At 57.9% G+C, this 20,419-nt stretch carries 14 protein-coding genes and 2 CRISPR repeat arrays; of the genes, 11 read left to right on the forward strand and 3 right to left on the reverse strand.

Features of this window, described 5'->3' with window-relative positions; all coding sequences use genetic code 11:
- The first annotated feature begins 103 nt into the window (after positions 1–103).
- The 4 genes from yrbN to yedF all read left to right on the forward strand — a co-directional run bounded on the left by yrbN (position 104) and on the right by yedF (position 3,693).
- Complete coding sequence (yrbN, locus tag ACJ8IL_RS13770) at positions 104–178, forward strand: protein YrbN (RefSeq protein ID WP_223182019.1); 75 nt, start codon at positions 104–106, stop codon at positions 176–178.
- A complete protein-coding gene (locus tag ACJ8IL_RS13775; protein WP_049208592.1) occupies positions 168–2,096 on the forward strand; it encodes a DEAD/DEAH family ATP-dependent RNA helicase in 1,929 nt (642 codons plus the stop codon). The genes yrbN and ACJ8IL_RS13775 overlap by 11 nt, the downstream gene beginning before the upstream one ends.
- Before the next feature lie 146 nt (positions 2,097–2,242).
- A complete protein-coding gene (gene yedE / locus ACJ8IL_RS13780; RefSeq protein ID WP_265536384.1) occupies positions 2,243–3,457 on the forward strand; it encodes a selenium metabolism membrane protein YedE/FdhT in 1,215 nt (404 codons plus the stop codon).
- Positions 3,454–3,693 carry a sulfurtransferase-like selenium metabolism protein YedF gene (gene yedF / locus ACJ8IL_RS13785; protein ID WP_033641662.1) on the forward strand — a complete coding sequence of 80 codons (240 nt, stop codon included), beginning with the start codon at positions 3,454–3,456 and terminating at the stop codon, positions 3,691–3,693. The genes yedE and yedF overlap by 4 nt, the downstream gene beginning before the upstream one ends.
- Positions 3,694–3,731: 38 nt before the next feature.
- Here the strand turns inward: yedF and ACJ8IL_RS13790 are convergent, their stop codons facing one another.
- A complete protein-coding gene (locus ACJ8IL_RS13790) occupies positions 3,732–4,745 on the reverse strand; it encodes a luciferase-like monooxygenase (protein ID WP_025305059.1) in 1,014 nt (337 codons plus the stop codon).
- Between the two features lie 231 nt (positions 4,746–4,976).
- Here ACJ8IL_RS13790 and ACJ8IL_RS13795 point away from each other — a divergent pair, with 231 nt between their 5' ends.
- The 3 genes from ACJ8IL_RS13795 to ACJ8IL_RS13805 are packed head-to-tail and all read left to right on the forward strand — an operon-like array spanning position 4,977 to position 8,223.
- Complete coding sequence (locus ACJ8IL_RS13795) at positions 4,977–5,948, forward strand: HlyD family secretion protein (protein WP_025305060.1); 972 nt, start codon at positions 4,977–4,979, stop codon at positions 5,946–5,948.
- Positions 5,930–7,084 (forward strand): ABC transporter permease, encoded by a 1,155-nt coding sequence (locus tag ACJ8IL_RS13800; RefSeq protein WP_044029869.1) that lies wholly within the window; start codon positions 5,930–5,932, stop codon positions 7,082–7,084. Before ACJ8IL_RS13795 ends, ACJ8IL_RS13800 begins: the two co-directional genes overlap by 19 nt.
- Complete coding sequence (locus ACJ8IL_RS13805; RefSeq protein ID WP_043139253.1) at positions 7,081–8,223, forward strand: ABC transporter permease; 1,143 nt, start codon at positions 7,081–7,083, stop codon at positions 8,221–8,223. Before ACJ8IL_RS13800 ends, ACJ8IL_RS13805 begins: the two co-directional genes overlap by 4 nt.
- A 141-nt stretch (positions 8,224–8,364) precedes the next feature.
- Positions 8,365–9,653: direct repeats of the CRISPR family, unit length 28 nt; unit sequence GTTCACTGCCGTACAGGCAGCTTAGAAA.
- A gap of 101 nt (positions 9,654–9,754) precedes the next feature.
- On the opposite strand, the gene ACJ8IL_RS13810 is transcribed toward ACJ8IL_RS13805, so the two are convergent.
- Positions 9,755–10,633: a U32 family peptidase gene (locus ACJ8IL_RS13810; RefSeq protein ID WP_442516596.1), complete on the reverse strand. Its 879-nt coding sequence runs from the start codon at positions 10,631–10,633 to the stop codon at positions 9,755–9,757.
- Positions 10,634–10,644: 11 nt separating this feature from the next.
- Positions 10,645–11,640, reverse strand: coding sequence for a ubiquinone anaerobic biosynthesis protein UbiU (gene ubiU, locus ACJ8IL_RS13815; protein WP_173888089.1), 996 nt, complete (start codon positions 11,638–11,640; stop codon positions 10,645–10,647).
- Between the two features lie 258 nt (positions 11,641–11,898).
- On the opposite strand from ubiU, the gene ubiT reads away from it, so the two are divergent.
- The 4 genes from ubiT (at position 11,899) to cas3f (ending at position 20,248) form a co-directional block, all read left to right on the forward strand.
- A complete protein-coding gene (gene ubiT, locus ACJ8IL_RS13820; RefSeq protein ID WP_025305082.1) occupies positions 11,899–12,420 on the forward strand; it encodes a ubiquinone anaerobic biosynthesis accessory factor UbiT in 522 nt (173 codons plus the stop codon).
- A complete protein-coding gene (locus ACJ8IL_RS13825; protein ID WP_043139248.1) occupies positions 12,414–12,917 on the forward strand; it encodes a GNAT family N-acetyltransferase in 504 nt (167 codons plus the stop codon). The genes ubiT and ACJ8IL_RS13825 overlap by 7 nt, the downstream gene beginning before the upstream one ends.
- 332 nt (positions 12,918–13,249) lie before the next feature.
- Positions 13,250–15,795: a CRISPR direct-repeat array (repeat unit 28 nt; unit sequence GTGCACTGCCGTACAGGCAGCTTAGAAA).
- 200 nt (positions 15,796–15,995) lie between these two features.
- Positions 15,996–16,976, forward strand: a complete 981-nt coding sequence (gene cas1f / locus ACJ8IL_RS13830) for a type I-F CRISPR-associated endonuclease Cas1f (RefSeq protein ID WP_173888094.1) — start codon at positions 15,996–15,998, stop codon at positions 16,974–16,976.
- Positions 16,973–20,248, forward strand: a complete 3,276-nt coding sequence (gene cas3f, locus ACJ8IL_RS13835; RefSeq protein WP_173888096.1) for a type I-F CRISPR-associated helicase Cas3f — start codon at positions 16,973–16,975, stop codon at positions 20,246–20,248. The genes cas1f and cas3f overlap by 4 nt, the downstream gene beginning before the upstream one ends.
- Positions 20,249–20,419 lie beyond the last annotated feature (171 nt).

A 20,419-nucleotide genomic window follows, 5' to 3' on the forward strand; every position in this document is an offset into this window, starting at 1 on the left:
CTGATGAACATTGGTTTTTAACCAAAGTTATCGCCTTAACGGGCGAGGGCTTTTTTGTTCGTTTTATAATCTAATTTGAGCCGGTTCACACTTTTCAATGAAAATGACTGAAAATTTTCTCGACGAGTTATGTAGACTGGCTGCCATTATTAATGAGGCACGTGTACATGACGACTGAGTTTGAAACCTCTTTTGCTGATCTGGGGCTGTCTGCTCCAATCATTTCCGCCCTGAACGATCTGGGCTATGAAAAACCATCTCCGATCCAGGCTGAGTGTATTCCTCACCTGTTGAACGGCCGCGACGTGCTGGGCATGGCACAGACCGGTAGTGGTAAAACCGCAGCGTTCTCGCTGCCGCTGCTGCACAACCTGCAGGCAGACCTGAAAGCACCTCAGATCCTGGTGCTGGCACCGACCCGCGAACTGGCGGTTCAGGTTGCCGAAGCGATGACCGATTTCTCCAAACACATGAACGGCGTCAACGTGGTAGCCCTGTACGGCGGCCAGCGTTACGACGTACAGCTGCGCGCTCTGCGCCAGGGCCCGCAAATCGTTGTGGGTACCCCAGGTCGTCTGCTGGACCACCTGAAGCGCGGCACCCTGAACCTCTCTAACCTGAGCGGTCTGGTGCTGGATGAAGCCGACGAAATGCTGCGCATGGGCTTTATCGAAGACGTAGAAACCATCATGGCTGAGATCCCGGCAGAACATCAGACCGCGCTGTTCTCCGCCACCATGCCGGAAGCGATCCGTCGCATTACCCGCCGCTTCATGAAAGAGCCGCAGGAAGTGCGCATCCAGTCCAGCGTGACCACCCGTCCGGACATCAGCCAGAGCTACTGGTCGGTCTACGGCATGCGTAAAAACGAAGCGCTGGTGCGTTTCCTGGAAGCCGAAGACTTTGACGCGGCGATCATCTTCGTTCGTACCAAGAACGCGACCCTGGAAGTGGCCGAAGCGCTGGAGCGCAGCGGTTACAGCAGCGCCGCGCTGAACGGCGACATGAACCAGGCGCTGCGTGAGCAGACCCTGGAGCGCCTGAAAGACGGTCGTCTGGATATCCTGATCGCGACCGACGTTGCGGCCCGCGGCCTGGACGTTGAGCGCATCAGCCTGGTTGTCAACTATGACATCCCGATGGACTCCGAGTCTTACGTTCACCGTATCGGCCGTACCGGCCGTGCGGGTCGCGCCGGCCGTGCGCTGCTGTTCGTGGAAAACCGCGAACGCCGCCTGCTGCGCAACATCGAACGCACCATGAAGCTGACCATCCCTGAAGTGGAGCTGCCAAACGCAGAACTGCTGGGCGAGCGTCGTCTGGCCAAGTTCGCTGCGAAAGTTCAGCAGCAGCTGGAAAGCAGCGATCTGGATCTGTACCGCGCACTGCTGACCAAACTGCAGCCGGAAGAAGAGCTGGATATGGAAACCCTGGCCGCAGCGCTGCTGAAAATGGCTCAGGGCGAACGTCCGCTGATCCTGCCGCCGGATCCGGTCTTCAAACCGCGCCAGCGCCGTGAGTTCAACGACCGTGACGATCGCCGCGGTGATCGTGGCGACCGTCGCGATAGCCGTGACGGCGACCGTCCGCGTCGCGAACGTCGTGACGTTGGCGAAATGCAGCTGTACCGCATCGAAGTGGGCCGCGACGATGGCGTAGAAGTCCGTCATATCGTTGGCGCTATCGCTAACGAAGGCGACATCAGCAGCCGTTACATCGGTAACATCAAGCTGTTCGCTTCCCACTCCACCATCGAGCTGCCAAAAGGCATGCCGGGCGAGATCCTGAATCACTTCACTCGCACTCGCATCCTGAACAAGCCGATGAACATGCAGCTGTTGGGCGATGCACAGCCGTTCGAACGTCGCGAGCGTCGTGACGGTGGCAACGGTGGCGAGCGTCGTGGCAACGGTAACGGCCGTCCGTTCAACGGTGAACGTCGCGAAGGCGGCCCACGTCGTTCCTTCGGAGAACGTCGCGAAGGCGGTAACGGCGGCGAGCGTCGTGGCGGTAACTACAACCGTGACGGCAAGCCGGCGCCACGCCGTGATGACAGCGCACCGGCAGCACCACGTCGTCGTTTCGGCGACGCGTAATCGCTGATTCACCGTTCGCGGTGAAGCGCTCTGAAAAACCAGCCTGCGGGCTGGTTTTTTTATGCCTGAAAATTGCCGTCAAACGCCCCTGAATGGCGTATCATTCATAAGGTTTTTTCTTATGGATGATATGCACGGGAGATGCCATGAGTTGGCAGCAGTTCAAATCTCAATACCTGGTGCGCTTTTGGGCGCCGCTGCCGGCGGTGATCGCTGCCGGGATCCTTTCTACCTACTACTTCGGCATGACCGGCACCTTCTGGGCGGTGACCGGGGAATTCACCCGCTGGGGCGGCCATGTGCTGCAGTGGTTCGGCCTGCACCCCGAGCAGTGGGGCTATTTCAAGGTTATCGGCCTGCAGGGCACGCCGCTGGAACGCATCGACGGGCGCATGATCATCGGCATGTTCGCCGGCTGCACCGCCGCCGCGCTGTGGGCCAACAACATCAAGCTGCGCCAGCCGCAGCACCGCATTCGCATCGTACAGGCGCTGCTGGGCGGCATCATCGCCGGTTTCGGCGCGCGCCTGGCGATGGGCTGTAACCTGGCAGCGTTTTTCACCGGCATCCCGCAGTTCTCGCTGCATGCCTGGTTCTTCGCGCTGGCGACCGCCGCCGGCTCCTACTTCGGCGCCAAATTCACGCTGTTGCCGATGTTCCGCATCCCGGTCAAATTGCAAAAGGTGAAGTCCGCCGCGCCGTTGACGCAGAAGCCTGAGCAGGCGCGCCGCCGCTTCCGGCTGGGCATGGCGGTCTTCGGCCTAGCGGTGGCCTGGTCGCTGTGGACGCTTTTCGATGCGCCGAAGCTCGGCATCGCCATGCTGTTCGGTATCGGCTTCGGTTTGCTGATCGAACGCGCGCAGATCTGCTTCACCTCGGCGTTCCGCGATCTGTGGATCACCGGCCGCACTCACATGGCGAAAGCCATCATCATCGGCATGGCGGTGAGCGCCATCGGCATCTTCAGCTACGTGCAGCTCGGCGTGGCGCCGAAGATCATGTGGGCCGGCCCGAATGCGGTGCTGGGCGGCTTGCTGTTCGGCTTCGGCATCGTGCTGGCTGGCGGTTGCGAAACCGGCTGGATGTACCGCGCGGTGGAAGGGCAGGTGCACTACTGGTGGGTGGGGCTGGGCAACATCATCGGCGCTACGCTGCTGGCCTATTACTGGGACGATCTGGCGCCGGCGCTGGCGACCGACTACGACAAGATCAACCTGCTCGACACCTTCGGCCCGATCGGCGGCCTGCTGGTGACTTACCTGCTGCTGGCGCTGGCCTTCGCCGCCATGCTGTGGTGGGAGAAACGCTTTTTCCGCGCCCGGCCTGAGGCGCAGGTGGTGAATTTGAGGAGCATGCCATGAAAGCGACGACGATAGTGCCGGACTACCGGCTGGACATGCTGGGCGAGCCTTGCCCGTACCCGGCGGTGGCGACGCTGGAGGCGATGCCGCAGTTGAAACCGGGGGAGATCCTGGAGGTGATCAGCGATTGCCCGCAGTCGATCAACAACATCCCGCTTGATGCGCGCAACCACGGCTACAAGGTGCTGGATATCCAGCAGGACGGGCCGACCATCCGCTACCTGATCCAGCGTTAACGCCGAGGCGGTGGGGTTCCCCACCGTCTTTTCGCTTTTTATCCCTTCACGATGTCGCCCTTCACGCCGGCAACAATCTCGAACGAACGCAGCCGCGCCTGGTGATCGAAAATCTGGCCGTTGACCATGATCTCGTCGGCATCGGTTTCACGCAGCAGCGTTTGCAGCCCGTGGCGCACCGTTTTTTCATCGCCGACGATCGACATCCGCAGCGCCTGTTCGACGCCGTATTGTTCACCGGCGGTCCACAGCGCGTGGATGTTATCCACTGGCGGCGGCAGCGGACCGGGCGAACCGCGGCGCAGATTGATGAACTGCTGCTGCATCGAGCTGAACAGGAAGCGTGCATCGCTGTCGCTCTCGGCGGCGATCACGTTGACGCACACCATGGCGTGCGGCTGCGCCAGCTGTTTGGACGGTTTGAAGTTCTCGCGGTACAGCTGCAGCGCCTGGAACAGCATATCCGGGGCGAAGTGCGAGGCGAAGGCGAACGGCAGGCCGAGCTGCGCCGCCAGCTGCGCGCTGTAGAGGCTGGAACCGAGCAGCCAGAGCGGCACGTGCAGCCCCTGGCCCGGCACCGCCTGCACCGGCTGGCCGGGCTGCGCATCGCAGAAATAGTTTTGCAGTTCCTGCACGTCGCGCGGGAAGGTATCCACGTCGCCGGACAGGTGGCGGCGCAGCGCCATCATGGTGCGCTGATCGGTGCCGGGCGCGCGGCCCAACCCCAAATCGATGCGCCCTGGGTAGAGCGACTCCAGCGTGCCGAACTGCTCGGCAATCACCAGCGGCGCATGGTTCGGCAGCATCACACCGCCGGAGCCGAGGCGAATGCTTTGGGTGCCGGCGGCCAGATAGCCCAGCAGCACCGAGGTGGCGGCGCTGCCGATGCCGGTCATGTTGTGGTGCTCGGCCAGCCAGTAGCGCTGGTAGCCCCAGCGTTCGGCGTGCTGCGCTAAGTCCAGCGAACAGTGGAAAGCGTCGCGCGCTTTGGCCCCTTGCGGGATTGGCGATAAATCCAGTACCGACAGCGGTACCGCAGTGTGTTCAGTCATGACATCGTCCATCAGAGAGTGGATCGCTTAAAGGGCGATTGCAGGAGTCTGCATACCAAAAAGCCGAAAAAAGATGCTTTTTAGTGTTAAAAGCATAATCCAATTTATAGTTATAAAAGAGGAGATATGTGCTTGTGATATCCTCATGAGAGCAATGGTGTTTTTTGGAGCAATTTGAGACATGGAAATGATGATCCCCGCCCGCCGCTTACCGTTCCGGGAGCTGACATAATGAAAAAAAAGACGCTGTTTACCCTGTTGCTGATGTTGGCGGCGATCGCATTGGCGATCCTGTTCCGCGCGCACAATCAGGATCTGTTGCTGCAGGGTGAAGTGGATGCCCCCGAAGTGATCGTCGCATCCAAGGCGAAAGGCCGGGTCGTTGAACGCCTGATCGAACGCGGCGACGACGTGAAAAGCGGCCAACTGATCATTCAACTCGATAGCCCCGAACTGATGGCGCAGCTGCGTTCCGCACAGGCGACGCGCGACGAGGCCAAGGCGCAGCTTGAGCTGTCGCTGCACGGCACCCGTGAAGAGAGCATCCGCAACCTGCGCGCCAACCTGGCGCAGGCCGAGGCGCAGTACCGCAATGCGCAAAACGACTACAACCGCAACCTGAGCGTGGCCGGCAAGGGCTATATCTCGAAGTCCGAGCTGGACGCTTCGCGCCGGTCGCGCGACACCGCCTTCCAACAGGTGCAGGCCGCCAAGGCCAATCTGGATGAAGGCATTAACGGCGACCGCGTCGAGCAGCGGCAGCAATATGCGGCGGCGCTGCGGGCGGCGGAAGAGAATCTGCTGCAGATCCAGGCGCAGAGCGACGATCTGCAGGTGAAAGCGCCGGTGGACGGCGAAGTGGGGCCGATCCCGGCCGAAGTGGGCGAATTGCTGAACGCCGGCAGCCCGCTGGTGACGTTGATCCGGGTGCCGGACGCCTACTTCGTGTTTAACCTGCGTGAAGACATCCTGGCCCACGTGCGCAAAGGCGACAAGGTCACGCTGCGGGTGCCGGCGCTGAAGGACAAAATGATCGACACCGAGGTGCGCTACATCGCGCCGCTGGGGGATTACGCCACCAAACGCGCCACCCGCGCCACTGGCGACTTCGACCTGAAAACCTTCGAAGTGCGCCTGTATCCGTCACAGCCGGTGGACGGCCTGCGTCCGGGGATGAGCACCTTATGGCAATGGAAAGAGTAAGGGCCGGCTGGCGCTGCTTCAGTCACGCGTTCGACAAAGAGTGTCGCGTCGCCTTTCGCAGCCCGGTGGTGCACTGGCTGAGCTGGATCTTTCCGCTGATCCTGTTTGCGCTGATCAGCAGCAACTTCTCCGAAGGCACGCTGCTCGATCTGCCGGTCTCGGTGGTGGACAGCGATCACAGCCCGCTGTCCAAATCGCTGACGCGGCGGCTGGACGCCGGCTCGCACGCCCACGTCGAGGCATATGGCGGCGGGCTGCCGGAGTCGCTGAGCCGCCTGCGCAGCGCGCAGGATTACGCGTTGCTGTATATCCCGCCGGACTTTGAGGCCAACGCGCTGTCGGGCAAACAGCCTAGCGTAGTGATGTACTACAATGCGTTGTTCTACGGTGCCGGGCTGTACTCCACCCAGGACTTTGGCGGCCTGATGAACGAAATCAACGCCAGCACCCGCAGCATCATCGCCACCGAGATGGGTAAAACGCTGCCGCCGTTGGCGGACGTGACGCTCTCCTACGGCAGCCTGTTCAACGCCAGCGGCAGCTATATCTATTACCAGCAGTTCGCCGCCACCATCCACCTGCTGCAGCTGTTCGCGGTGACCTGCATGATCTACGTGCTGGCGCGCAGCAAGTCGCTGCTGCAGGCCAAGCCGTTCAGCCTGGCGCTGCTCGGCAAGCTGGCACCGTACACGCTGTGTTTCACCACCCTGCTGATGGTGGAGATCGCGGCGCTGGTGGGTATCTTTGACGCCCGCGTCAGCGGCAATCCGCTGTTTATGCTGATGATCGGCCTGTTCTACGTGATGGCGGCGCAGAGCATCGGCCTGCTGCTGTACACCTTTACCGGCAGCACCATCACCGCCTACAGCCTGATTGGTATTTTGGTCAGTATCGCGATGACCTTCTCCGGCATGGCGGTGCCTGAGCTGTCGATGCCGCTGCCGGCGCGCATCATTTCCAACATCGAACCGCTGACCCACGCGCTGTACGCGATGTTCGACGTGTTCCTGCGGCAGGTGCACGCCAGCGCCATCTTCAGCGTGTGCGCGCTGCTGGCGGTCTATCCGCTGGTGGCCGCGCTGCTGGTGCGCAATCGCCTGCCGGCGCGGCTGGCAAAAGAGGGGAACGCCGGATGAAGCTCTATTGGCAAACCTTCGTTAAGGTGTTGCTCGGCATGCTGGAGCGGCCGGTGTGGCTGATGCTGATCCTGTCGCTGTGCATCATGAGCCTGGTGTACGCCAACCGCACGGTGTGGGATCTGCCGGTGGGGGTGGTCGATCAGGACCACAGCACCGCCAGCCGCCAGCTGATCCGCCAACTGGACGCCACCTCCAAGATAGCGATTGAAACCTACGACAGCCTGGAACAGGCACAGCGCGATCTCAGCTGGCGCAAGCTGTTTGCGGTGATCATCATGCCGGTGGATCTGGAGAAGAAGATCCTCAGCGGGCAGAACATCGTGGTGCCGGTGTACGGCGACGCCACCAACCGTCTGGCCAACGGCCAGATCCAACAGGACGTGGTGGCGGCCTATCAGCAGCTGCTGACGGAGTACAACAACGGGCTGCTGCTGCGCAGCGGTTTCAGCGAACGGCAGGCGCAGATACTGCTGACGCCGATACTGGGGCAAACGCTGGACGTGTTTAACCCCGGCATCAGCTTCGCGGCGATCATCTTTCCCGGCCTGTTGGTGATGCTGTTGCAGCACTCGCTGCTGATCGCCTGTATCCGCGTCAATATCGCCATGAAGAGCATGCCCGGCGGCAAAGCGCCGCTGGCGGCGCACCTCGGCGGGCTGACGGCGCTGCTGCCGATCTGGCTGTTCCTGTCGATCGTGCTGTTCGTGCTGTGGCCGTGGGTATTGGGCTATCGGCAGACGGCGAACATCGCCGAACTGCTGCTGCTGACCTTCCCGTTCCTGCTGGCGGTACTGGGGCTGGGCAAGCTGGTGACCGAGTGCCTGCGCAGCGTCGAGATGATCTACCTGACGCTGGCGTTCATCACGACGCCGGTCTTCTACCTGTCCGGCACCATCTGGCCACTGCAGTCGATGCCGGCCTGGGTGCGCGCCATCTCGTACAGCATTCCCTCCACCTGGGGCACCAAGGCGATCGCCGGCGTCAACCAGATGGGGCTGTCGCTGAATGAAGTGTGGGGCGACGTGGTGATGATGCTGATACTCGGCGTGGTCTACACCCTACTGGGCTTCGGCGTCGGCTTCTTGCGCAACAGCGTGGCGCTGCGCGGGATGTTCAGGAAACGGCGGGCGAGTTGATCCCCTCATTGACCCTTTTTTGGTGACTAAAATTAATGCTTTTAATTTCAATAAAATGCATTCTCTGCCGGAAAAAGGGTTTTTGGGTGAGTAACGGCCGATTATCTTTTTTTCTCAGCAGGTTAGAATCACTTGCTAACTGTTCACTGCCGTACAGGCAGCTTAGAAAATACAGGCGGAATTGCTCAGCAGCCACCAGGTGTTCACTGCCGTACAGGCAGCTTAGAAACGTAGCCCGGCGTTTTGCGCTTGCTTTAGCGCGTTCACTGCCGTACAGGCAGCTTAGAAAAAGCTGTGGGGCGTGTTCCGGTCTGCGTTTGCGTTCACTGCCGTACAGGCAGCTTAGAAAGCCGGCACCGCCGGCGGGCTGGTGCCGGTGAAGTTCACTGCCGTACAGGCAGCTTAGAAACCGACCCTTTAACTTTCTCAAAGGTTCGTAAATGTTCACTGCCGTACAGGCAGCTTAGAAAGAGTGGATAAGCTTCCTAACGAGCGTAAAGGGGTTCACTGCCGTACAGGCAGCTTAGAAAAGCGGGCGTTACTAAATCTGTGCGAATTGGGAGTTCACTGCCGTACAGGCAGCTTAGAAAGCCAAACTCTCCCTCACCCAGCGCCAGAAGAAGTTCACTGCCGTACAGGCAGCTTAGAAAACAGTGGTGATATAGCGCCAGTGGTTATCCGGGTTCACTGCCGTACAGGCAGCTTAGAAAAACGGCCCGTATCTGGTCGGCCTGGCGATGACGTTCACTGCCGTACAGGCAGCTTAGAAATCAGCAGCAAGTTATCAATCAACCACCTCAAAGTTCACTGCCGTACAGGCAGCTTAGAAATGACAGCATGCTGAGCTTCGACAAGGAATCTAGTTCACTGCCGTACAGGCAGCTTAGAAACTAACGCTGACCCAACGACCGAACATTGCCCAGTTCACTGCCGTACAGGCAGCTTAGAAAAGACACAGCTGGCGATCTGTTTGGGAATCAATGTTCACTGCCGTACAGGCAGCTTAGAAAATCGTCCCCTGTTTAGGGGCCAACAGGAATAATTTCACTGCCGTACAGGCAGCTTAGAAACTGGCTATTTGTCTGTGGTCTGTCTCGTACTAGTTCACTGCCGTACAGGCAGCTTAGAAATGCGGGATGGCTCAGTATCGCAAATGAGTCGCGTTCACTGCCGTACAGGCAGCTTAGAAACGTTTGGCGATCGATGACTGAGCCATTCATCAGTTCACTGCCGTACAGGCAGCTTAGAAAAGCAAGTAATTCTGTCGCCGGTACAGCGGCAAGTTCACTGCCGTACAGGCAGCTTAGAAAACCGAGTGTACTTACTTCAAGCTGACCGTGGAGTTCACTGCCGTACAGGCAGCTTAGAAATATGCCGCACCGGTGGCGAAAAATGCCGGTATGTTCACTGCCGTACAGGCAGCTTAGAAAAGTCCGCTGCGATCTGCTGATCGGTCTTGCGCGTTCACTGCCGTACAGGCAGATCTAATGAGCACCACAATAGGTACCCATTTGTTGAATACAAGAGGGCATTACCCCACCAACTCCAACCCCGCCACGCGGCGCCAGTAGCCGTTGCAGTCGACGTGGTTGGTCAAGGCCAGCGGCTGCTCGCCGCGCTCGTTGGCGCGGAAGGCGTCGATCTGTGCCAGCGTCTCGGCGCCCTGCGGCGACAGTCGCACGATGTCCACCAGCCCCTGCATGCTTGGCAGCTCGTTGCCGAGGTTGTAGCAGTAACCGCTCATGGTCTGGATGCCGTTGAGTACGAACACCTGCTGCTGTTCCTGGGAGCGCATCATGCGACCCTGCGGATACTTGATGCAGCAGGTTTCGCACTCGTCCTTGCCGCGGTTTTCCGAGCGGGCGGTGAAGCAGCGCGCCGAATAGGCCAGCGGCAGATGGCCGTAGCTCAGCACCTCCACCTCGAAGTCGTGGCGGAAGCCCAGCTCGTCGCACTGTGCCAGCAGGTTGGCCAGCCAGTCGTGCGACAGCTCGACCGGCATGCACCAGCGCATCATGCCTTGGCGGCGCAGCAGGCGAAGGGTATAGGCGTTGTAGCAGTTCAGCGCATGGCCGGCGACGAACGGCAGACCGCGTTCCGCCGCCATGTTGACCGCGCCCAGATCGTTGGCTTCAAACAGGAACTCGCCGTTCTCCACATAGCGTTTCAGCTCATTCAGCTCGGACGGCGCCTGCAGCAGCGCCAGCGTGGAGATCACCACCTGCTTGCCGCTGCTGGCGATCTCGCGCGCTAGCGCCAGCCAATCGCCGACCTTCATCTCGCGCCGCTTGGTGCAGACGCTCTCGCCGAGATAAATGATGTCGGCGTTACTCTCCGCCGCCTGTTGATAGAACGCCGCGATGTCATTTTTCGGCCAGTAGTAGAGTACCGGCCCCAGTGCATATTTCATGTTTCCTCCGGCTACTGCCATTTGCGGTGATAGGCGCCCAGCGTGGTCTGGGTGCCCTCGGACATCGCGCCCAGCGTCTCCATCCAGGCGGCGTCGGCGCGGTAGGCGGACGGATCGGCCTGGCAACGGTCGATCGCCTGGCGCCAGACGCGCGCCACCTGGCTGACGTAAGCCGGGCTGCGCTGGCGGCCTTCGATCTTCACCGAGGCGATGTTGGCGGCCAGCAGTTCCGGCAGCAGCTCCAGCGTATTGAGGCTGGTGGGCTCTTCCAGCGCGTGGTAGCGCACGTCGTCCACCAGATAGCGGCCCTTGCACAGCGTCGGGTAACCGGCGTTTTCATGATCCTGATAGCGGTCGATCAGCACGTCGTTCAGGCGCGACTCCATGCCCTGCGGGGTTTGCTGCCAGCGCACGAACCGCGCCGGCGAACAGGCGCCGACGGTGTTCGGCGACTCGCCGGTCAGGTAGGAAGAGAGATAGCAGCGCCCCTCGGCCATGATGCACAGGCTGCCGAAGGCGAACACTTCCAGCGGCACCGGGCTGGTGCGTGCCAGCTGTTTCACCTGATGCATCGACAGCACGCGCGGCAGCACCACCCGGCCGACCTCGAAGTTGCGCTGGTAAAAACGGATCGCTTCCTCGTTGGTGGCGGAAGCCTGCACCGAAACGTGGCGTTCCAGCTGCGGGTAGCGTTGGGCGGCGTATTCCAACATTGCCAGATCCGCCAGAATCAGGGCGTCGGCGCCCAGCTGGGCCGCCATATCCACCGCGCGCTGCCAGCGGGCGTAGCCGTCGGGATGGGCGAAGGTGTTGATGGCGATATGCAGTTTGCGGCCGTGGCGATGCACGTAATCGACCGCTTCCTGCAGCTTTTTCTCGGTGAAGTTAAGGCCGGCGAAGTGGCGCGCGTTGGTATCGTCTTTCAGACCGATGTAAACGGCATCGGCGCCGTTATCCACCGCGGCCTTCAGGGCCGGCAGGTTGCCGGCGGGACAAAGCAGCTCCATAGATTTATCCTGGCTTAGCCGTGCGCCCGGCCGGGCGCACGCTGTCTTTAAAGGTTGCCGGCGGCGGTGTTCCGCCGGCAAATGCGAATCGGGGAGGTCATTTTAGGCAATGGGGCACACACAGGTTTTGATTTGAGGCAGCTTATGGCGTATTGATAAACATGGCGGTGAAATGCACTATTTGTTGATATAGACCGCTGAAGCCGCGCGTCAGTGTGGCAAAATAGCGGTAGTCCGTATTAAAAGGAGTGGATGACCGTGTTGGAACAACTACGAGCACGCCTTGTGCGCCAGGGGCCGTCGCTGCTGCGCATCCCGCTGAAATTCACGCCGTTCGCTCTGCAGCGTCAGCTGCTGCAACAGGTGCTGAGCTGGCAGTTCCGCCAGGCATTGGCGGATGGGGATCTGGAGTTTCTCGAATCGCGTTGGCTGAAGATCGAAGTTCGCGATCTGGCGCTACAATGGTTTATGACGGTAGAAAACGACAAACTGGTGGTCAGCCAGCACGCCGAAGCGGACGTCAGCTTCAGCGGCGATGCCAACGATCTGATCCTGATCGCGGCGCGCAAGCAAGATCCGGATACGCTGTTCTTTCAGCGTCGGCTGCAGATTGAAGGGGATACCGAATTGGGCCTGTATGTGAAAAATTTGATGGACGCCATCGAGCTGGAAAGCATGCCTGCGCCGCTGCGCATGGGGCTGTTGCAGTTGGCTGATTTTGTCGAAAAAGGGTTGCAGGAGGGCACGGCGTCGGCTTCCCGTGTGGCGGTATCATGCTGATCCGCGTAGAGATCCCGGTAGACGCGGCGGGCATCGACACCTTGCTGCGCCGCGCCTTTGGCCGCGACGACGAAGCCGATCTGGTGCAGCAGCTGCGCGAAGACGGCCTGCTGACGCTGGGCGTGGTCGCCACTGACGACGAAGGCGGGGTAGTGGGTTACGCCGCGTTCAGCCCGGTAGACGTGGCCGGCGAAGACCGCCAATGGGTGGCGCTGGCGCCGCTGGCGGTAGACGAAAGCCTGCGCCGCCAGGGGCTGGCTGAAAAGCTGGTGTACGAAGGCCTGGATTCGCTGAACGAATTCAGCTACGCCGCGGTGGTGGTGCTGGGCGATCCGGCCTACTACGGCCGCTTCGGCTTTAAACCGGCCGCCACCTATGGCCTGAACTGCCGCTGGCCGGACACGGAAAGCGCGTTCCAGGTGTATCCGCTGGCGGAAGACGCCCTGAATGGCGTCAGCGGCGAAGTGGCTTTTTCGGCGCCGTTTAATCGCTTTTAACGACCGGCAATAGATACGCCAACGACAGCGGCGGGTGATTCACCAGCCGCTCTTTTTGTATTTTGCTCAGCTGTTTGAGTGAACAATTCAGTTCATCTGTCGTGTCTCTGCGTCGCAGTGAGACGGATGGTGATACCAAAGAGGGAACCTATAATTCCCCCTAAAATTTAGAAATGTCACCTTATTCCATTCTTGATTGCCGAACCCTTTTTTGAATACCATTTTTAATTTATTGATTTAAAATAATATTTTTAAACGTTTTAAAAAAGGCTTTTTAGACGGGTAATTTGATTTTCCTCCATCAATCAGCTGACTAGCGCTAATATGCAACGGTGCACTGCCGTACAGGCAGCTTAGAAAAAGAAGGAAATGCAATAATGGCTATCGTCACTGTGCACTGCCGTACAGGCAGCTTAGAAAAACAACCCCGCCCTGGACGGCATGAACCAAGTGTGCACTGCCGTACAGGCAGCTTAGAAATTCATCATTGGCGTTATCAGCCATCTTAATCAGTGCACTGCCGTACAGGCAGCTTAGAAATTGACCTTATCGGCATCGCTGACGCCCATTTTGTGCACTGCCGTACAGGCAGCTTAGAAACAAATACGACCGATTTAGATACGGTTAAAGCGGTGCACTGCCGTACAGGCAGCTTAGAAAATTTTGGTACCGCGTTGCGGGTCTATTTGAGTGTGCACTGCCGTACAGGCAGCTTAGAAAGATGCCCGGGCACTGGAATAACTGACCTGTGAGTGCACTGCCGTACAGGCAGCTTAGAAACATCGTCGAGGCTTACATTGCGAACATGTCCGGTGCACTGCCGTACAGGTAGCTTAGAAACCAAAGCTTCCCCTCTGGCCACACTCCTTTTTGTGCACTGCCGTACAGGCAGCTTAGAAAGCTTTCGTCGTCTGTTAGCCCGTCCAGCGCATGTGCACTGCCGTACAGGCAGCTTAGAAAGGCGGAATGTCTGCGGTTGGCATCACCAACCCGTGCACTGCCGTACAGGCAGCTTAGAAATGAGAAACCTAATTTGCCTGATAGCTGTTGAAGTGCACTGCCGTACAGGCAGCTTAGAAAAAATCACGCAATGCAACACCTGGGCGACGCTGGTGCACTGCCGTACAGGCAGCTTAGAAATGACTGGGGAGTAGTCTCTTGGCTCGCCAGACGTGCACTGCCGTACAGGCAGCTTAGAAAATACCCAGCCCAGCGCAGTGCCGATGAGCTCAGTGCACTGCCGTACAGGCAGCTTAGAAAAAAATATCGAATCCTGTTCCGCGGTAAAATATGTGCACTGCCGTACAGGCAGCTTAGAAAACAGCAGCGCAGTAAAGGCCGGTGACAAAGTTGTGCACTGCCGTACAGGCAGCTTAGAAATGGAGCGCGTCGGCCCCAACGGCTGGCAGGGCGTGCACTGCCGTACAGACAGCTTAGAAATGAAACGAAAAAACCCGCCGGAGCGGGTCAGTGTGCACTGCCGTACAGGCAGCTTAGAAAGATGCAGCCCGCCGCGCTGGCGTAACATTGACGTGCACTGCCGTACAGGCAGCTTAGAAAGCTAACCTTTGTCGGATCGTGAGATTCAACCTGTGCACTGCCGTACAGGCAGCTTAGAAAAACCTCTTTTGCTCATGCTTTCCTCAGTGCGCGTGCACTGCCGTACAGGCAGCTTAGAAATTGAACTGCGCCGCCAGGGTGCGTTCGGCGATGTGCACTGCCGTACAGGCAGCTTAGAAATGGCCGGCATGGCGATGGAAGGCCTCGGCAGCGTGCACTGCCGTACAGGCAGCTTAGAAATCAGCCCGCGCTTTCAACGCTCCGGACAACCCGTGCACTGCCGTACAGGCAGCTTAGAAAATCAAAGCCGATGCGGCCACTCAGGGGAAAGAGTGCACTGCCGTACAGGCAGCTTAGAAATTGAGGAACCGGCTGGCTGTCGGAGCCTTCTTGTGCACTGCCGTACAGACAGCTTAGAAAATGCAGCACATCCGTAGCGTTTACCGAATTTTGTGCACTGCCGTACAGGCAGCTTAGAAATGCTGGTTCGCGTCGTAGATATCGGCTACCTGGTGCACTGCCGTACAGGCAGCTTAGAAAATATCCCGTGCCGTCACCGTTAACTTCGAAAGGTGCACTGCCGTACAGGCAGCTTAGAAAGCAATGATGCCGCCGGGGCCCGCCGGTAAGGAGTGCACTGCCGTACAGGCAGCTTAGAAACGCAGGCGGAACAGCGCCAGCGACTCGCCAGGGTGCACTGCCGTACAGGCAGCTTAGAAAACTATGTCACCCGCATTGCGCGGCGTGACAGCGTGCACTGCCGTACAGGCAGCTTAGAAAGGCTTGCTTCACAGGCAATGATGATGATGTCGGTGCACTGCCGTACAGGCAGCTTAGAAATGCAGGACTACATCCGCAACGTGTGCCTAACCGTGCACTGCCGTACAGGCAGCTTAGAAATGTGGGCGCATAGCGACGTGCTCGACGGGCCGGTTCACTGCCGTATAGGCAGCTTAGAAAAGGCGTTGATACGCAGGACGTTCGGGGTTGTGGTTTACTGCCGTATAGGCAGCTTAGAAAATAATGACGGCGCAAGATTTTCGCGCGCTCGCGTTCACTGCCGTATAGGCAGCTTAGAAAATCAGGAGAGCAACTGCGCCGTCGATTTTTGAGTTCACTGCCGTATAGGCAGCTTAGAAAATACCTGTGCTGGCGTTGAGTCGAAGCTACATGTTCACTGCCGTACAGGCAGCTTAGAAATCTGTTTCGAATGGCGTTTCTGAGACGAGCGGGTGCACTGCCGTAAAGGCAGCTTAGAAATTCGTGGCGGTTTTGACGTTGACGTTCTGTGTGCACTGCCGTACAGGCAGAATATAGGAAAAAGTAATATGTATTTGGCTCATTCCGGCAGTGATCAATAAGTGGATGATTTTATTTGTCCGATTGATGGATATTGACTCGGTTACAACGGATTTCCTTGGAGAAACGTGGTAGAACGTTGGTGTCGCCTGCATTGATATGCATTGCTTGTTATTTATTTTAATTGTAATTATTTCATTATGGATAAGAAATATAACAATGAAAAATGCCCTCTCTTCCTCTGAATTAAAAACAATACTGCACTCGAAACGAGCAAACTTGTATTACCTGCAATATTGCCGAGTTTTAGTGAATGGCGGCCGCGTCGAATATGTCACGGACGAAGGAAAGCAGTCCCTTTACTGGAACATCCCCATTGCCAACACCACCGCCATCATGCTGGGAACCGGAACCTCGGTTACGCAGGCTGCAATGCGTGAATTTGCTCGCGCCGGCGTTTTAGTCGGATTCTGTGGCGGCGGAGGGACACCCCTATTTGCTGCCAACGAAGTGGAAGTCGCCGTTTCGTGGCTGACTCCGCAAAGCGAGTATCGTCCTACGGAATATCTTCAGAACTGGGTTAGCTTTTGGTTCGACGAGACAAAAAGGCTTGAGGCTGCCCGAATTTTTCAACAGGTGCGTATCGAGCAAATTAAACGGCATTGGCTGGGTGCCCGAATGCAGCGCGAAGACGGGTTTGTGTTGGGTGAAGAGCGGTTATTGGCGTTGGTTGAGCGCTATCAGTCAAAGCTCAGCGAGAGTGCAACGCATAATGAATTGATGTTGCAAGAAGCCGTAATGACCAAAGCGCTGTATAAGTTAGCGGCGGAAGCGGTCAGCTATGGTGATTTTATTCGCGCCAAGCGTGGTGGCGGCAGCGATCTGGCTAACCGTTTTCTCGATCACGGTAATTACCTGGCCTATGGGCTGGCGGCAACGGCAACCTGGGTGACCGGTTTGCCCCACGGTTTAGCCGTCTTGCATGGCAAAACGCGGCGCGGAGGGTTGGTTTTCGACGTAGCGGACTTGATAAAAGATGCATTGATTTTACCCCAAGCCTTCATCGCGGCGATGGCGGGGGAAGAGGAGCAAGACTTTAGGCAACGCTGCCTGAATGGTTTTCAGCATGCCGACGCATTGGATCTGATGATTGATACCCTACAAGAAACCGCCTTACGTTTAGGGGCGGGCCCCTCATGAATATTCTGCTGATTTCGCAATGCAATAAGTTCGCACTTACTCAAACGCGTAAAATTCTTGATCAGTTCGCAGAACGAAAGGGGGACCGCACCTGGCAAACGGCAATCACTTTGCAGGGGCTGGACACGTTGCGGCGGGCATTGCGTAAGACGGCGCGCCGAAATACTGCGGTTGCCTGCCATTGGATCCGAGGGGCAAACCAGACGGAGTTGCTGTGGGTAGTAGGCAATTCGCGCAGGTTTAACGCCCAGGGAACCGTGCCGACCAATAGCACCGTCCGCGATGTTTTGAAAAGCCAGGATGAGAATCACTGGCACAGCGCTGAGGCGATGGCGTTGATGGCAGGGATTGCCGGGCTGTTTCATGACTTTGGCAAGGCGAACGCGTTGTTTCAGGCGGGGTTGATACAACCAGGGGCTAAACGGTTTCAACCGTATCGCCATGAATGGGTTTCTTTGCGCCTGTTCCAGGCCTTTGTCGGTCAGCAGCAAGATAAGCAGTGGTTGGCCGCGCTAGCTGAAATCACTGCAGAAGATGAACCGGCTTTATTACAGCGCTTGTATCGGGATCGGCAAGGGATGTCAGATAGTCCTTTCAATGCCTTACCTCCCTTGGCGCAGGCGATTGGCTGGCTGATAGTGGCTCACCATCGATTACCGGCATATCCCCGGCAAGATGATGCCGAACGTTATCGTGATACCCCAGACTTTGCTTGCAGCGACAGTTGGTTGGAAAATCAGCTTAATGCATGCTGGAACTCGACGAATCAAGATCACAGTGACTGGATACCGGAGGATTTCGCTCAGGTATGGCAGTTCCCACAAGGCACACCGCTGCAAAGTGCCTTATGGTGCGCGAAAGCGCAAAAGCTGGCCAAGCGCGCTCAACAACTTGGTTCATTGGTTCAATTCGGCAATCTGGATCAACAGTTTGCCGTTCATTTGGCGCGTTTGACGCTGATGTTGGCGGATCATGTCTATTCCGCTGGGCCGGCGGTAACCGATTGGCAGGCACCTGGGTATGCGGCATGGGCGAATACCGATCGTCAGACCGGCCAGCGTAAACAGCAGTTGGACGAGCATAATATTGGCGTAGGGCAAGGCGCGTTGCTTTTAGGGCGCTTACTGCCGCATGTGCGCAAAACGCTGCCCGCCATCACTCGCCACAAAGGCTTCAAACGCCGCTCTGCGCACGAAAGATATCGCTGGCAGGACAAGGCCTACGACGTTGCGGCCGCACTGCGGCAGCGTTCGGTTAAACAAGGCTTTTTTGGCGTGAACATGGCGTCGACCGGCTGCGGAAAAACATTTGCCAACGCTCGCATTATGTATGCGCTGGCGGATGAACAGGAGGGATGCCGTTTCAGCATTGCGCTTGGCCTGCGTACGTTGACGTTGCAAACTGGCGATGCGTTACGTGACCGGCTGCATTTACAAGACGACGATCTTGCCGTGATGATCGGTTCCACGGCCGTTCAGCAACTGCATAAGACTCCTGTTTCAGATGTCGGTAGCGTTTCTGCTGAAGCGCTATTTGCCGAACATCAGTATGTCCGTTACGACGGTTCGCTGGATGATGGCCGCCTGAGCCGCTGGCTGGCCCAGGATAGCCGCCTGCACAAGTTGATCAGTGCACCGGTCTTGGTCAGCACTATCGATTACCTCATCCCGGCGACGGAGGGCGTTCGTGGCGGGCGGCAAATAGCCCCGATGTTGCGCCTGCTTACCGCCGATCTGGTGCTGGATGAGCCGGATGACTTCGACATTGCTGACTTGCCGGCGCTCTGCCGTTTGGTTAATTGGGCAGGAATGCTGGGTACCCGCGTGTTGCTTTCGTCCGCGACGCTGCCCCCTGCGTTGGTGCAGGCACTGTTTAACGCCTACTGCACGGGAAGACGCGAGTATCAACGTTCCTGCTCTGAGCCGGGCACACCGCTGAATGTTTGCTGCGCCTGGTTCGATGAGCATGGCGCTGTCAGTGCTGAGATAGATAAAGCGTCGATGTTTTTGGATGAGCACACCCGTTTTGTCACGCAGCGTATCGGCAAGCTGGAACAGCTTACGCCTTTACGTCAGGCGGAATTGTTGCCCGTCGTGGTGGCGGGGCGGCAAAAAGAGGGGGTGTTGGAGGCTGTCGCGGCCTGTTTGCACTCTGCCATTATCCAACTGCATCAGCATCACTGCCAGCAGCATACAAACGGTAAGACAGTCTCCATCGGCCTGATTCGCATGGCGAATATCGATCCGTTAGTGGCGGTAGCACAATGCCTGATGCAACTCGCGCCACCGGCCGGTTATCGCATTCATTATTGCGTTTACCACAGCCAGCATCCTTTGGCGATGCGATCGCATATCGAACGGCGGCTGGATGCCACGCTGACGCGCCACCAACCGGAAACTTTATGGGAGGTTGAGGAGATCAAGCGGGCTGTCGCGTGTGATGGTGAATCGAACCATCTTTTTGTCGTACTGGCTTCACCGGTCGCAGAGGTTGGGCGTGACTGGGATCTGGATTGGGCAATCGCCGAACCCAGCTCCATGCGTTCGCTTATCCAATTGGCGGGACGTGTTCAGCGACACCGGCAGCAGACGGTGGTAACGCCTAATTTGTTAATTCTCAATAAAAACATTAAAGCGCTGCGCGAGCGAAATAGCGAAGGCCTGGCGTATTGCCGGCCGGGGTTCGAATCCCGACATTTCCGGTTAGCCAGCCACGATCTGCAGGCGTTGCTGTTACCTCAGCAATACCAATTCCCCAGCGCTATCCCACGAATTCGCGAACGGCAAGGCGCCGGTAAGGGGCCCCTGTTCGAGAATTTGGTCGATCTGGAGCATCGCCGGTTGTGGGAAACGTTACTGGGTACGCAGAAAGCCACAGAAAGCGCCGCTCTGTGGTGGCGTTATCCCCTGAGCTGGAATGCTGAAATGCAACGGCGCCACCCATTCCGTCAGTCTGCCCAAGAAACACAGTATTACCTGTCTCTGGAGGAAGACGAAGAAAGCATGGTGTTTGTGAATCGCGACGCAGGCTCCAGCGGCAGTAAACAGAGCGGTGATTTTGACTACCCGAGTCTGGCATTAGTGGATGGCAACAGCCTTTGGATGGATAACGATTATCCGCAGCTATACCGCCGGCTGGCGGATACGCTGGGGATGGAATTTGCGCAGATCAGCGAGAGGTTTGGCGAAATCAATTTACGCAAGCTGGATGAGGACGACACCGAGACGTGGCGCTTCCATCCGGCGCTTGGAGTGTTCCGCGCCCTCAAATGAGGGCGCGGGCTGCCTGTGCGGCAGTGTCATGCTTATGCTTTGCATATATTTCTAAGCTGCCCATAACGGCAGTGAAAAGAGTGTAGTGAAATCGTGTTAAAAACGCCACCTCACAACCAATTTTATACTTTGAATATAGGTGTTGATATTTCTCTTGTCGGAGTGTATTTT

The sequence above is a fragment of the Serratia sp. CY47444 genome (assembly GCF_052168635.1).
Taxonomy (GTDB): Bacteria; Pseudomonadota; Gammaproteobacteria; order Enterobacterales; family Enterobacteriaceae; genus Serratia; species Serratia bockelmannii.